Genomic DNA, 14,068 nt, shown 5'->3' on the forward strand with positions numbered 1-14,068 from the left:
GTTGTACTCCGTGCTGCTGGCGGCGTCGGGGAGCGGTGGAGGTCAGTTCACGTTTACGGCGCTCCAGGCCGCCGCCACCGCGTTGTACTCCGTGCTGCCGGCGCCGTAGAGGTCACGGGCGGCGTTCAGGGTCGCCGTCCGCGCGCCCGCGTACTTGGTGGAGGACGTCATATAGACGGTCAGGGCCCGGTACCAGATGGCGCCCAGCTTGTCGCGGCCGATGCCGGTGACCGTCGAGCCGTTGGACGTCGGGGAGTTGTAGGTGACGCCGTTGATCGTCTTCGTGCCGCTGCCCTCCGCGAGAAGGTAGGCGAAGTGGTTGGCGACGCCCGAGGAGTAGTGCACGTCGAGGTTGCCGACCGAACTGCTCCAGTAGTCCGCCGAACTGCCGTCCTTGCTCGGCTTGTCCATGTAGCGCAGGGCGTCCCGGCCGAACCCGGAGCGGACTATCTTCTCGCCGATGAGGTAGTCGCCGGCGTCGGAGGAGTTGTTCGCGTAGAACTCCACCAGCGAGCCGAAGATGTCGGAGGTCGCCTCGTTCAGGCCGCCGGACTCGCCCGAGTAGGTCAGGTTCGCCGACTTCGACGTCACGCCGTGGGACATCTCGTGGCCTGCCACGTCCAGCCCCACCAGCGGGCCGAGCTGAGTGGCGTTGCCGTCGCCGTACGTCATGCAGAAGCAGCTGTCGTCCCAGAACGCGTTGGCGTAGTTGTTGCCGTAGTGGACGCGGTTGTAGGAGCCCTTGCCGTCGTTGCCGATGCCGTTGCGGCCGTGCACGTTCTTGTAGTAGTCCCAGGTCACGTCGGTGCCGTACTGGGCGTCCACGGCGGCCGTCGACCGGTCCGAGGAGGCTCCCGTCCCCCAGTGGTTGTCGGCGTCCGTGAACAGCGTGGCGGGCGCCCGGCTGAAGCAGATGCCGAAGAAGCACAGGTCGGTCTTGTTCTCCGCGTCGCCGGTGAACGTGTTTCCGCGCGTCGGGTCCTTGAGCTGGTACGTCGATCCCGACTGGGTCGTCTGAAGCGCGACGGTGCCGCCGTACAGGGACTTGCCGTCGCCGGTCGCCGTCTCCAGGGAGTCCCAGGCGTCGATCTGGGCGCCGGTGCGCGCGTCGGTCAGCACGGTGCGGGCGACCGGGTTGCCGAGCGAGTCCAGCCCGACGGCGTTGGTCTGCCAGGCCAGTCTCGGCGCGCCGTGCAGGGCGTCGACGACCAGCCGCGGCTTGGCCTTCACCTGCTTGAGGCGGTCGCCGAGGTTGGCCGCGCGCAGGGCGTTCACGGCGACGTCGGCGGCCTTGGGGGCGGAGAGCGTGGGGGTGATGGTCGGCAGCGAGATCGCCGCCCCGGTCGCGCGGTCCGCGCTGCGGTACGAGCCGTCGGGGGCCAGGTGGACCACGAAGTCACCGCCGAGCACGGGCAGTTGCCGGTAGGTGCGGTCGTAGCGGACGTGCTGGGCGCCGTTCTTGTCGACGACCACGTCACGGACGGACGTGGCCTGCCCGGCGGTGAGGCCCAGCGCCGCGGCGCGGTCGACGAGGACTTCCGCCGCGTTGTCGAGGGCGGTGGCGCGGGTCGGTCTGTCGACCGCGCCGGCGGCCGGGGAGAGTGCGGCGGCAAGGAGTGCGGCCGTGGTGACGGCGATGCCGGTGGTGGCGAGACGGGAACCTCGGACGTGCTGCCGTATCCGACTCATCAGTCTCTTCGGTCTCCTCAGGAAGGCGCCGTGGGGGCGCGCGTGGGGATGGCGCTGACGTCGTCCTGGCATTTAAGAGGCCTCAACATGTCATGTCCATAGCATCAACGCGAGGAACCGGTGCAGGGCACAGGGAGCCTGTGCAATGACACAGGGAACCGGTGCAGGGCTCATGGAACCGGTGCAGGGCGCGAGGAACCGGTGCCGGCTCATGGAACCGGTGCGGGGCGCGAGGAACCGGTGCGGGGGCGGTCAGGGGAGAGAATCGTTTCCGTGACCGCCCCCGCACTCCCCCTCTTCGTCTACGGCACCCTGCGCCCCGGCCAGGTCAACCACGACCTCTTCCTGCACGGCCGCACCCTGCGCGAGGAACCGGCCCGGCTGCCCGGCGCGGTGCTGTACGACGGGCCGGGCTACCCCTACGCGGTCGAGGAACCGGACGAGACCGACGCCACCGTCGCCGGGGACCTCGTGACGGCCCGCCCCGGGGCGTACGCCCGGCTGCTCGCCGACCTCGACCGGCTGGAGGAGTACGCGCCCGGCGACCCGCGCAACCTCTACGAGCGCGTCGCGCGCGAGGTGACGAGGACGGCCGACGCCTCTCCCGTCCGCGCCTGGGTGTACGTGGCCGCACCCGCTGTCGCCGCCGGTCTGCGGGCCCGCGGGAAGCCGATCGAGGGCGGCGACTGGCTCACCCGGCGCTGACCGGTCACCCGTTCACACCCCCTGCGGACGGTTTTCCGCGGGACACCGCCCGCACGCACATGACCTGGTGAAACGTCACCGCGGACCGTCCCGGCCGCAGCACATCTGACACCCGTTCATCCCATTCCTGACACACCATCAACAAGCGCGTCCGTCCCGCTGCGACTTACCTCGAAAGGGCAGGGAATCTCGAGGAGCGAGCTCGAAGGAGCATCGATGCGACGACGGACCGCCCGTCTGCCGACCGCCCGTCTGCTGACCGGTGCCGCGCTCGCCGCGCTCGCCGTGACCGCTGCGGCCTCCTTCGCCGCGCCCGCGCTCGCCGTACCCGCCGTCGCCGTGCCCGCGCACGCGGGCAGCGCCGGCAGCGCCGGCAGCAGCACGGGTACCGACGCCAGGCGCCTGGAGGTGTATCCGGCCACCGCGGTGCCGGGCGGGCAGGTCTCGGTGAACACGGCGGACTGCGGGGCCGGCCCGGCGGCCGGTGACGCCGGAGCCGTGGGCGCCGGCCGCTTCCCGCTCGCGCCCGGCGCCGGCGAGGGCGAGGGCGAGGCGGCCGGACGGTTCGGGGTGCCGCCGAGTGCGCAGCCGGGCACGTACGAGATCGTCGCGGAGTGCGCCGCGGACGGCCGGCGGATCACCGGGGACCTGGTGGTCGTGCTGGCCTCGGACCGGCAGCAGACGTATCCGCGAGGAAGCGTGAAGACGGGGGTCGGCGGCGCACTGGGCCACGACCCCGCACAGACCGCGGCCGGCGTGGCGGCTCTCGCCGTCGCCGCCGCGGGCGGTACCTGGCTCCTGCATCGCCGGGCGAGAGGCGACGGGATCTGACGGACACCCTCCGCTGTCCGTCCGCCGGTACCGCGTGTCCCCTCCCCCTCCGGGCCCGACGCCCCTCGCGACCCGGAGGGGGACACGGGAGCCCCGCACATTCCCGCTCCCGGACACCGGACGACAGGACGACTCCACGCCGGTCCGCCACGCCGGACGTGGCCCCACGCGCCGGACGTCACAGAAACGGGGTTCCCGATGCGCAGGGTCGGCAAGAGGGTCGGCAACACCGCCATAGCCGCCGTCACCGCGACCGCCCTGTGCTGCGGCGCGTGGCTGTTGCGCAGCGGCTCCGAGACGCATGCCCCGCCGCAGCCGTCCGCCGCCCAGGCCCACGCGGCCGGCCCCGGCCTCCCGGGCAGGTCCGCGCCGGCGCTGCCGCCCTCGCCGCCCGACCGCATCCGCATTCCCGCGATCCACGTCGACGCCCCGCTGACGGGCCTCGCCCTCACCCCGTCCGGCAGCCTCGACGTCCCGCCCGCCGAGAAGGAGAACCTCGCCGGCTGGTACGAGGCCGGCACCACCCCCGGCGAGACGGGCACCGCGATCGTCGCCGGCCACGTCGACAACGCCGACGGTCCCTCCGTCTTCTACGACCTCGGCGCGCTGCGCAGGGGCAGCGCCATCGAGGTGGACCGGCGCGACGGCGGCGTCGCCGTGTTCACCGTGGACGCCGTCGAGGTCTACCCGGCCCGCGACTTCCCCGACGCGAAGGTGTACGGGGCGGCGAGCAGGCCCGAGCTGCGGGTGATCACCTGCGGCGGGGGCTACTCGAAAGCGACCGGCTACCAGGGCAACGTGGTCGTGTTCGCCCATCTGACGTCCGCACACAGCTGAACACGGCTGACCACGGCCGACCACAGGCCCACTCCGGGCCGCGCCCCCCAAGGCCCACCAGCACGCCCCCGGCCGCTCACCCCAAGGTCCGTCGGGCCGCCGGAAACCCTCACACCGCGGCCCGGGCTCCGCTGAGGGCAGCGTTCCTCGCGGGAAACAACCGTGATGCGGACGGGTAACGTCGACAACGCACGCTCCTGGACATGACCTCGAATTCGCGTGTGGTGGTGATCGGCGCCGGCCTCGCGGGCGTCCGACTCGCCCGCCGGCTCGGCGAGCTGGGCACGCCCGCAACTCTCGTCGGCGAGGAGGAGCACCGGCCGTACAACCGGGTCCTGCTCGCGGAGGTGCTGGCCGGCCGGTACGCCCCCGAGGTGATCGCGCTGCCCGCGCCCGCCGGACTGGTCCGGGCCCGGGTGACCGGCATCGACCGCGACCGGCGGACCGTCTCCTGCGCGGACGGCTCCGAGATCGCGTACGGCACGCTCGTCCTGGCCACCGGCTCCAACCCGGTGCTGCCGCCGCTGCGCGGCCTGTTCACCCCCGACCACGTCCTGCCCGAGGGCGTCCACGCCTTCCGGACCATGGACGACTGCCTCGGCCTGTCCAAGGCGGTACGGCCGGGTGCGCGGGCGGTCGTCATCGGCGGCGGGCTGCTCGGCGTCTCGGCGGCCCGCGCGCTCGCCGTGCGCGGCGCACAGGTCGTCCTCGCCCAGCAGGCCGAGCGCCTCATGGAACGCCAGCTCGACCCGAACGCCTCCAGGCTGGTCCTGCGGCACCTGAAGGACCTCGGCGTCGAGGTCCACACCGAGTGCCGGGTCCGCGACGTGCGCTGCCTGGGCGGCGCCGTCCGCTCGGTGGAGATGTCCGACGGCTACGCCCTCGACGCCGACCTGGTGGTGCTGGCCTGCGGCGTCTCGCCGCGCGCCGGTCTCGCCAAGGACGCGGGACTCGCCGTCCACAAGGGCGTCCTCGTCGACGACGAGCTGCGCACCTCCGACCCCCACATCCGCGCGATCGGCGACTGCGCACAGCACGACGGGACCGTGTACGGCCTCGCCGCGCCCGCCCTCGAACAGGCCGACGCGCTGGCCGAGTCGCTCGCCGGACGGCCGTCCCGCTACACCGGCACCCGCGTCCTCACCCGGCTCACCCTCGCCGGCAACAGCGCCTTCGACCTCGCCGCCTTCGGTGAGACCGAGCCGCTCCCCGGCGACGACGTCGTACAGCTCGCCGACGCCACCCGGGGCACCTACCGCAAGGTCGTCGTCCGCGACGACCGCCTGGTCGGCGGGGTCCTCGTCGGCGAACTCGGCACCGTCGGCGCGCTCGCCCGCGCCTGGGAGGGAGCAGAGCCGCTGCCCTCCGACGGCGGCCCCCTGCTCCACCTGCTCACCAACGATGGAGGCTCCTGATGACCGCCACCCCGGAGGCCACGGAGGCCACCCCCACGATCGTGCTCGTCGGCCACGGCATGGTCGGTCAGCGCTTCCTCGAGGCGCTCGGCGAACGCGGCCTGACCGCCACCCACCGCGTGGTCGTGCTCTGCGAGGAGCCGCGTCCCGCCTACGACCGCGTCGCCCTCACCTCGTACTTCTCGGGGAAGACGCCCGAGGACCTGTCCCTGACCGACCTGGAGTTCATCGCCGCGCACGGCATCGAACTGCATGTCGGGGACCCCGCGGAGACCGTCGACCGTGAGGCCCGCCGGGTGACCGCCCGCTCGGGACTGGTCGTCGACTACGACGTCCTCGTGCTCGCCACCGGCTCCTACCCGTTCGTCCCGCCGGTCCCGGGCAAGGACGCCGAGGGCTGCTTCGTCTACCGCACCATCGACGACCTCCTCGCCATCGAGGAGTACGCGCGGTCGCGCGCCACGACCGGTGCCGTCGTCGGCGGCGGCCTCCTCGGGCTGGAGGCGGCGGGCGCGCTCAAGGGCCTCGGCCTCACCTCCCACATCGTGGAGTTCGCGCCCCGGCTGATGCCCGTCCAGGTCGACGCGGGCGGCGGCGCGGCCCTGCTGCGCACCATCGAGGACATGGGCCTGTCCGTGCACACGGGCGTAGGCACCCAGGAGATCGTGGTCGGCGAGGACGGCGCCGTCACCGGCATGAAGCTGTCCGACGGCTCCGAACTCGCCGCCGACATGGTGGTGTTCAGCGCCGGTGTGCGCCCCCGCGACCAGCTCGCCCGCGACTGCGGACTGACGGTCGGCGAGCGCGGCGGCATCACCGTCGACGAGCAGTGCCGCACCGTCTCCGACCCGCACGTCTTCGCGATCGGCGAGTGCGCGCTGGCCGCCGACGGCCGCGTGTACGGCCTGGTCGCGCCCGGCTACGAGCAGGCCGAGACCGCGGCCGCGACGATCGCGGCGGACGAGGCGAGCTTCACCGGCGCCGACCTGTCGACCAAGCTGAAGCTGCTCGGCGTGGACGTGGCGTCCTTCGGCGACGCGCACGGCACCGCCGAGGACTGCCTGGACGTCGTCTACTCCGACTCCCGCTCCGGCCTGTACAAGAAGCTGGTCATCGGCCGGGACGGCACCCTGCTCGGCGGCATCCTCGTCGGCGACGCGGAGGCCTACGGCACCCTGCGGGCGTTCACCGGGTCCGTGCCGCCCGTCTCCCCCGAGTCGCTGGTCCTGCCGGCCGGTTCCGGGGACGCCGTCCAGCTCGGCCCGTCCGCGCTGCCCGACGAGGCGATCATCTGCTCCTGCCACAACGTGTCCAAGGGCGCCATCCGCGGCGCGGTGACGGAGCACTCCTGCACGACCGTGCCCGAGGTCAAGAAGTGCACCAAGGCCGGCACCGGCTGCGGCAGCTGCGTGAAGGTGCTCGGCCAGCTCGTCACCGCCGAGCTGGAGGCGAGCGGCGTCGAGGTCGACAAGGGCCTGTGCGGCTGCTTCGCGCAGACCCGCGAGGAGCTGTACGAGATCGTCCTCGCCCTGCGCATCAACACCTACCAGGACCTTCTGGACCGCTACGGCCGCGACGGCGCCCGGGGCGGCGACGGCTGCGATGTCTGCAAGCCCGCCATCGGCTCGATCATCGCGTCCCTCGCCCCGACCATCGGCGCGAGCGGCTACGTCCTGGACGGCGAGCAGGCGGCGCTGCAGGAGACCAACGACCACTTCCTGGCCAACCTGCAGAAGAACGGCTCCTACTCGGTCGTCCCGCGCATCCCCGGCGGCGAGATCACACCCGAGGGCCTCATCGTGATCGGCGAGATCGCCCGCGACTTCGGCCTCTACACGAAGATCACCGGCGGCCAGCGGATCGATATGTTCGGCGCCCGCGTCGAGCAGCTCCCGCTGATCTGGACCCGGTTGGTGGACGCCGGCTTCGAGTCCGGCCACGCCTACGGCAAGTCGCTGCGCACGGTGAAGTCCTGCGTCGGCCAGACCTGGTGCCGCTACGGCGTCCAGGACTCCGTCCGCATGGCGATCGACCTGGAGCTGCGCTACCGGGGTCTGCGCTCCCCGCACAAGCTCAAGTCGGCGGTGTCGGGCTGCGCGCGCGAGTGCGCCGAGGCCCAGTCGAAGGACTTCGGCGTCATCGCCACCTCCAACGGCTGGAACCTGTACGTCGGCGGCAACGGCGGCGCCACCCCGCGCCACGCCGACCTGCTCGCCCAGGACCTGTCGGACGCCGAACTCATCCGGCTGATCGACCGTTTCCTGATGTTCTACATCCGCACCGCCGACCGCCTGGAACGCACCTCGACCTGGCTGGAGCGCATCCCCGGCGGCCTGGACCACGTGCGGGACGTCGTGGTGGAGGACTCCCTCGGCATCTGCGAGGAGCTGGAGTCCCTGATGACGGCGCACGTCGCGCACTACGCCGACGAGTGGGCGACCACCATCAACGACCCCGAGAAGCTCGCCCGGTTCGTGTCCTTCGTGAACGCGCCGGACACCCCGGACCCGGTCGTCGGCTTCGTCCCCGAGCGCGACCAGATCAAGCCCGACCTGCCGCTGCTGACCATCGGCCACCGACCCCTGGAAGGGAGTGCCCAGCGATGACCCTGGCGCCCGAGACCACCGACCTGAAGGTTCAACTCCGGCTGGCGCAGCACGCGGACGAGTGGTTCACGGTCTGCGACCTGAGCCTGCTCGTCCCCGGCCGGGGCGTGGCCGCCCTGCTGCCGGACGGCCGCCAGGTCGCCCTGTTCCGCGACCGCGCCGGCGAGCTGTACGCCGTCGACAACCGCGACCCGTTCAGCGGCGCGGCCGTCCTCTCCCGCGGCCTCACCGGCACCCACCAGGGCCGCCCCTTCGTCGCCTCCCCCCTCCTCAAGCAGCGCTTCGACCTGACCAACGGCGAGTGCCTGGACGACGAGACCGTACGCATCCACACGTACGAGGTCCGCACAGCGTGAGGAAGCGGTCCGGCCCGGCCGACGGCACGGATGCTGACCGGCCGGTGACTCACCGGACCGCCGCCGAAGGCGCGGGCGGCCTCGGGCACCGAGCAGCCCCGCAGTGACACCGGCACCGGCACCGGCACCGGCAGTGGCACCCGAAACCGGGTTCCCGCCCCCGGAGCACTCAGGGCGTCGGCCATCTACCCATCAGACCCTCAGGGCGTCGTACGACACCCCGGTCAGTTCCTCGGAGGCGGTCCACAGCCGTGCCGCCACCCGGTCGTCGAGGGTCCAGGGCGCGCGCCACGAGCGTCCTGGAGCACCGCGCCACATCGCGACGGACGGGCCGGTGAACGAGTCCGGGCACACGCCGGGCGCGGTCGCCGCGTACAGGGCGGGCAGCGCGCCGGCCTCGGCGGGCTGGGCGAGCACCCGGTTGCCGAGCGCCATTATCCGCTCGGCGGCCCGGCGGCCCTCCGCGCGCGGGCCGGCCGTCTGGAGGTTGGTCGACGCGTATCCCGGGTGCGCGGCCGCCGCCACGACATCGGCGCCGGTCGCCGCGAGCCTGCGCGCGAGCTCGTGCGTGAACAGCAGGTTGGCGGTCTTGGACCGTCCGTAGGCGACCCAACGGCGGTACCTCCGCTCGGAGTTGAGATCACGCAGATCGACGGTGCCGAGCAGGTGCGTCATGCTGGACACGGTCACGACCCGGGCTCCGCGGGCCCGCCCCTCCGCGGCGAGCAGCGCGGGCAGCAGCAGCCCGGTGAGGGCGAAGTGCCCGAGATGGTTCACCCCGAACTGCGTCTCGAACCCGTCGGCCGTGACGCCGTACGGCATCGCCATCACACCCGCGTTGTTGACGAGCAGGTCGAGCCGCTCGTACGGCAGCGCCGAGGCGAACGCCCGCACAGAGGCGAGATCCCCGAGGTCGAGCGACCCCAACTCCACCTCGGCCCCCGGCACTTCCGCACGCAACCGCTCGACGGCATCCTTCCCCCGCGCCTCGCTCCGACAGGCGAGCACGACGCGCGCACCCCGCCGCGCGAGCTCCCGCGCGGTGACGTACCCGAGCCCGCTGTTCGCCCCGGTGACCACAACACTGCGACCCTCCTGATCAGGCATGTCACCCACACCCCAAGCACCCATGACCGTCCTCCCTCCACACCCCGCCCCCGCATCCAAAGCGTACGGCGGACCGAGGCCGGGACCTCGCGAGGGGCCTCAGCCCCCAGCCACCCGATAGCCGTCCGCGTAGCCGATCAGCGTGCTCTCGAACCGCAGCTCCACCAGACGGCGCGTGCGACTGCCTGGACCACGCGTCGACGGGTACCCGACACGGCTGTCGTGCCGACGAAGCCCCACGTTCCCGCTGTCCGTCCGCTCTCCCTCCCTCACTTGCCGCCAAGTAGCTTCTTGACTCTCACACCGTGTGAGGCGGTCAGCTCGGAGACATCATGTTCACCATCGGAGACTTCGCCCGGCACGGCCGCGTCTCGGTCCGCATGCTGCGTCACTACGACGCGACCGGACTGCTGCGCCCGGCCCATGTCGACCCCGCCAGCGGCTATCGCCACTACACCGCTGCCCAGCTCGCCCGCCTCAACAGGATCATCGCGCTCAAGGATCTCGGGTTCACCCTCCAGCAGGTCCGGGACATCGTGGACGACAAGGTCGGCCTCGAGGAACTGCGCGGCATGCTGCGGCTGCGTCGGGCCGAACTGGAGACCGCGATGGCCGCCGCGGGAGCACGGCTGGTCCAGGTCGAGGCGAGGCTCCGAGCCATCGAGAGCGAGGGGCACATGCCCACGAACGACGTTGTCATCAAGCGCGTCTCTCCCATCAGGGTGGCGGAGCTGTCCGCCAGCGCCGCGAGCTACGAGCCCGAGGACATCGGCCCGGTCATCGGGCCGCTCTACGACGAGCTGTTCCGATGCCTGGACTCCGCGGGCATCGCCCCCACGGGCCCCGGCGTCGCGTACTACGAGGACGCCCCGGAGGGCGGCGGCAGGATCAGCGTCCACGCCGCCGTCCAGGTCTCCGCCCCGCTCCAGGACGGCGGCTTCCGCGTCCTGGACCTGCCGCCCCTCGACCAGGCGGCGACCATCGTGCACCGCGGCTCGATGGACACCGTCCTCCCCACCGCCCAGGCCCTGGCCCGCTGGGTCGACGCCAACGGCTACCGGCCGACCGGCTACCCCCGTGAGATCAACCTGGAATGCCCGGACAACCGCGACGACTGGGTGACGGAGCTGCAGGCACCGGTGACCCGGACCTGACTGCTCACGCCCCGACCTCTCGGCTTCGGGAGTCAGCCCGTGGCCGGCACCACGGTGCCGAAGGAGGCGGCGGCTATCTGCTGGACGTAGCGGATCTCGGCGCCGTTCACGCCGGTGGGGTTGACCGAATAGACGATCTTGCGGGAGAGGTCGCGGGTGGAGAACACACCACTGGCGTAACCGGGACGGGCGCCGGTCTTGCCCCAGACCGCGACACCGTTGGATGCCTTGACCCGCATCAGGCCCATGGTCATACAGGCCCGGCCGGCGTCGGCCTCGGTACGGCACTGGCTGCTGCGGAAACTGGGAACGTCCGGGACCGCGAAGAGCTCGGCCTGCTGGGCCGGCGGAAGGAAGCGGCCACGGAAGAGCGCGGATATGAAACGGTCGAGGTCGGCGGGTGTGGAGATCATGCCGCCCTCGGCCCAGGGCCAGGGACTCTGCTCGGTGACGTCCACCGGATGCGTGGTGCCGTCCGAGGACGTGACCGTCAGATAGCCATGGGAGTGCGGGCCGGGCAGCCGCGGATCGTGAGCGTCGGGGACGTAGGTGTCGTGCAGGCCGAGCGGCCGGGTGATCCGGGACCGCAACTCGTCGGCGAAGCCGCGCCCGGTGATCTTCTCGACCAGCAGGCCGGCGACGTAGTAGTTCATCCCGTTGTACTGCTGCGCGGTACCCGGCGCGAACTGCACGGGCTGGCCCGCCATCAGGTCGATCACCTGCTGCGGTGTGAAGCTCTTGAGGCGGTTGACGGCGAACCATTCGGCACTGCCGTCTCCGAAGTCGGGGTTGCCTGCGCCGCGCGGAAGGCCGCTGGTGTGGTTGAGCAGCTGACCGACAGTGACGGACGGCAGGTCGGCAGGAAGAACGCCCGGCAGGTACCGCTGGACGGGCTCGCCCAGATCGATCCGATGCTCAGCGGCCAGTTGGAGCACGATCGTGGCAGTGAACACCTTGGAAATACTGCCGATCCGGATGTGGGCATTGGAGGGCACACCCTGACCGGTCTTCAGATTGCCCACACCCGAGGTGCCCGACCAGTGGCCCGCACGACCGGTGATCCGTAACAGCGCTCCCGTGACGTCCGCGTTGGGCATACCGCCGATGGCCCCCTGGAGCGCGACGGGATCCAATTCGGGCAACGGCGCGGTAGCGGCAGCGCGCGTCGGACCCGAAGCAGCGGCGGAGGCGGGCGCAACCAACGCCGTGGCCAGCAGGCTCCCGCAGGCAGCCAGGGTGACCCAACAAGTTCGACGCGCAGAGCTGTTCATCAGGGACCTCCATGATCGTGACAGTCAGCCCGGCAATCCACCGGTCCGACCACCAGTCTCTTCCGCACCACCACCCCAGCCCATCAGGGAGCCCCCTGAGCCAACCCCGACCCAACCCTGGCACCACCCCCCTGTTGTCCGCGCCCGCTGCGCAAGCGAACTGGGCCGCATAGCGTCAGGACGGTGGAAACAACGCACCGGCCCGCCGCCCGGGTCATCTGCCTGGACGCTGCCCACCGCCTGCTCCTTCTCCATTGGCGGGATCCCTTCGACGGGACCTGGCTCTGGGAGCCGCCCGGCGGCGGCATCGAGCCTGGGGAGACCCCGCTCGTGGCGGCACGACGTGAACTGGCCGAAGAAACCGGACTCGACCCGGCTGTCGTCATTGACCGGTCAGTGCTCGTCGACCGTGATGTGCAGTGGAACGGCAAGCGATACACCGGAACGGAGCACTTCTTCGTTGCTCAGCTCGCCGACGAGGAGCCGGCCCTGGTGCGAACCGGCCTGCTCCCCGACGAGCAGGCCAACCTGGACACTCATTCCTGGATCGCATGGTCGGACCTGGAGTCGCTGCCGGACCCGGTAGAGCCGCCACAGTTGCTCACCCTGCTCAGCACCCTGGTCCCGAACGGCCCATGGTGCGCCCCACGGGACGTCCCGTAACCGCTTGGCGGCGCTCCGCAGCGCTCGCCTACGGACCAGCCGCACTGTCGGTGGCTCGGGATACGCTGCGCCGTGATAGGCCGGACGGAGATCGTGAGGGACTCGCGGCTACGGGGGGTGGGTCGAACAGGCCCCGGCAGCCGGCTCGGGACTGGAGATGTTTTGCCATGTGTCCACCCCCCGCTTCCGCCCTCCGAGGGCGGCCCCGCGCTACTGCTCACGGGCGAGACGATCTTGCCGTGCCTAGTGTCATCACGCCGTCGCAGCCACAGAACGGGGCGGCACCCAAACCGGGTACCGCCCCTTTCGCCAGCATCAATCCCGCCGAATCAACTCCGGATCAATCCGCCTCCCCACCAACGGCAAGGACCCGAGAGCAGCCACGACAACGACGCCAAGGGCAGAGACAAGAAGCAACGGCAACCCGTCCCCGTCCCAGAAGGTCTCGCCCCCGCCGGTGACCAGATAGCTGGACTCAGCTGCTTTTCCTGTCACAACCGCCAACATCAGCCCAACTGACAGGGGTAGGACAACCTGGGCGACCTGCACAGTCCGCAATGTATGAGGGCGTGCACCCAACAAGGACAGCGCGGTCACCTGTGGCCGGCGTTCGACCGCGCGATCGGTGGCAGCCACGAGGTAAGCAGCTACGCCGATGATGAGGCCGAGCACCATACCCATGGCGAGGATCGTCTTGACCACAGTGATCTGCTGGAGAGCCGTGACGACCACGCCGGGTGTCATTACATCGGCCGTTGGATCAACCCCACCGATGCCGTCCAGGACTGTCCTGACCGTCTGCGGCGCGGAGCTACTAACCAGTGTGAGGGTGGCTTCGTCAGGTCGGAATCCGTCGGGAACACGTGAGGGCGGGACAACAACGTCGCCGCTGTGCAATGCCGACAGCCCCGGTACATCCCGGAAGATCACCTGCTCCTCGGGCACCTGAATCGTCATTACGCGCCGCTCGCCCCGTTCATTTTTGAGGTGAAAAGGGAAGGTGGCGCCAGGTTTACTATCCTCGTCGTATGTCGCCTCAGGGTTCACAACTCGAAAAGGACGCCCGTCCGCGCACGGTTCGATTTCAGGCACCATTCCTCGAACCTGACCACATGTGGCGATCACTGCATTGATCACGGGTGGAAACTCGGCCATCCGATCCTTCCACGAACTCGCCATTACACCATACCCGCGAACACCTGGAACCGCCTCAAATGCTCGCTTCTGCTGTTCGGACACGCCGTTCAGAGACATCGAATACGACTGCACAGGAGAGGTGTTTTTGGAAACTTGGTCCAGCTCGATGAGGACTCCTTGCGCAAGGGAGGCACCATAGACCAACAGCATTAGGCCCGTCGCTACTCGCAGGGCCCCGCCAGGTTCCATCTCGTTGCGCCTCATGGCCATGCCGAGAGGAAGAGAATGACTGATGCG

The 14,068-nt window shown here is 70.9% G+C and carries 12 protein-coding genes; 8 read left to right on the forward strand and 4 right to left on the reverse strand.

Translation table 11 applies throughout. The features are described from left to right. Positions 1 to 42: 42 nt before the first annotated feature. A complete protein-coding gene (locus QA802_RS14415) occupies positions 43 to 1,689 on the reverse strand; it encodes a M4 family metallopeptidase (protein WP_334522087.1) in 1,647 nt (548 codons plus the stop codon). 273 nt (positions 1,690 to 1,962) lie between these two features. On the opposite strand from QA802_RS14415, the gene QA802_RS14420 reads away from it, so the two are divergent. The 6 genes from QA802_RS14420 to nirD all read left to right on the forward strand — a co-directional run bounded on the left by QA802_RS14420 (position 1,963) and on the right by nirD (position 8,439). Continuing rightward, entirely contained in the window at positions 1,963 to 2,394 is a 432-nt protein-coding gene (locus tag QA802_RS14420) for a gamma-glutamylcyclotransferase family protein (protein WP_334522089.1), read from the forward strand. Positions 2,395 to 2,610: 216 nt separating this feature from the next. After that, positions 2,611 to 3,225, forward strand: coding sequence for a GVDTG sorting domain-containing protein (locus tag QA802_RS14425; protein WP_334522092.1), 615 nt, complete (start codon positions 2,611 to 2,613; stop codon positions 3,223 to 3,225). A 198-nt stretch (positions 3,226 to 3,423) separates the two neighbouring features. Then, on the forward strand, positions 3,424 to 4,062 hold the full coding sequence (locus tag QA802_RS14430; protein WP_319168517.1) for a class F sortase: 639 nt from the start codon (positions 3,424 to 3,426) through the stop codon (positions 4,060 to 4,062). Between the two features lie 203 nt (positions 4,063 to 4,265). Next, positions 4,266 to 5,477: an NAD(P)/FAD-dependent oxidoreductase gene (locus tag QA802_RS14435; protein WP_334522096.1), complete on the forward strand. Its 1,212-nt coding sequence runs from the start codon at positions 4,266 to 4,268 to the stop codon at positions 5,475 to 5,477. Next, positions 5,477 to 8,083, forward strand: coding sequence for a nitrite reductase large subunit NirB (gene nirB, locus QA802_RS14440; protein ID WP_319168515.1), 2,607 nt, complete (start codon positions 5,477 to 5,479; stop codon positions 8,081 to 8,083). Before QA802_RS14435 ends, nirB begins: the two co-directional genes overlap by 1 nt. Continuing rightward, positions 8,080 to 8,439 (forward strand): nitrite reductase small subunit NirD, encoded by a 360-nt coding sequence (gene nirD / locus QA802_RS14445; RefSeq protein ID WP_319168514.1) that lies wholly within the window; start codon positions 8,080 to 8,082, stop codon positions 8,437 to 8,439. The genes nirB and nirD overlap by 4 nt, the downstream gene beginning before the upstream one ends. Before the next feature lie 192 nt (positions 8,440 to 8,631). Here the strand turns inward: nirD and QA802_RS14450 are convergent, their stop codons facing one another. Beyond that, the gene (locus QA802_RS14450; protein ID WP_334522101.1) at positions 8,632 to 9,570 is read right to left on the reverse strand and encodes an oxidoreductase; all 939 of its coding nucleotides are present in this window, start codon (positions 9,568 to 9,570) and stop codon (positions 8,632 to 8,634) included. Between the two features lie 308 nt (positions 9,571 to 9,878). Between QA802_RS14450 and QA802_RS14455 the strand changes: the two genes are divergently transcribed. Further along, positions 9,879 to 10,700 (forward strand): MerR family transcriptional regulator, encoded by an 822-nt coding sequence (locus tag QA802_RS14455; protein ID WP_334522104.1) that lies wholly within the window; start codon positions 9,879 to 9,881, stop codon positions 10,698 to 10,700. Positions 10,701 to 10,732: 32 nt separating this feature from the next. On the opposite strand, the gene QA802_RS14460 is transcribed toward QA802_RS14455, so the two are convergent. Further along, entirely contained in the window at positions 10,733 to 11,971 is a 1,239-nt protein-coding gene (locus tag QA802_RS14460; RefSeq protein ID WP_334522107.1) for a serine hydrolase domain-containing protein, read from the reverse strand. A 183-nt stretch (positions 11,972 to 12,154) separates the two neighbouring features. On the opposite strand from QA802_RS14460, the gene QA802_RS14465 reads away from it, so the two are divergent. Beyond that, positions 12,155 to 12,634, forward strand: a complete 480-nt coding sequence (locus tag QA802_RS14465) for an NUDIX hydrolase (protein ID WP_334522109.1) — start codon at positions 12,155 to 12,157, stop codon at positions 12,632 to 12,634. Between the two features lie 315 nt (positions 12,635 to 12,949). Here the strand turns inward: QA802_RS14465 and QA802_RS14470 are convergent, their stop codons facing one another. Further along, positions 12,950 to 13,981 carry an ABC transporter permease family protein gene (locus tag QA802_RS14470; protein WP_334535209.1) on the reverse strand — a complete coding sequence of 344 codons (1,032 nt, stop codon included), beginning with the start codon at positions 13,979 to 13,981 and terminating at the stop codon, positions 12,950 to 12,952. Positions 13,982 to 14,068 lie beyond the last annotated feature (87 nt).

The organism is Streptomyces sp. B21-105 (assembly GCF_036898465.1).
Classification (GTDB): domain Bacteria; phylum Actinomycetota; class Actinomycetes; order Streptomycetales; family Streptomycetaceae; genus Streptomyces.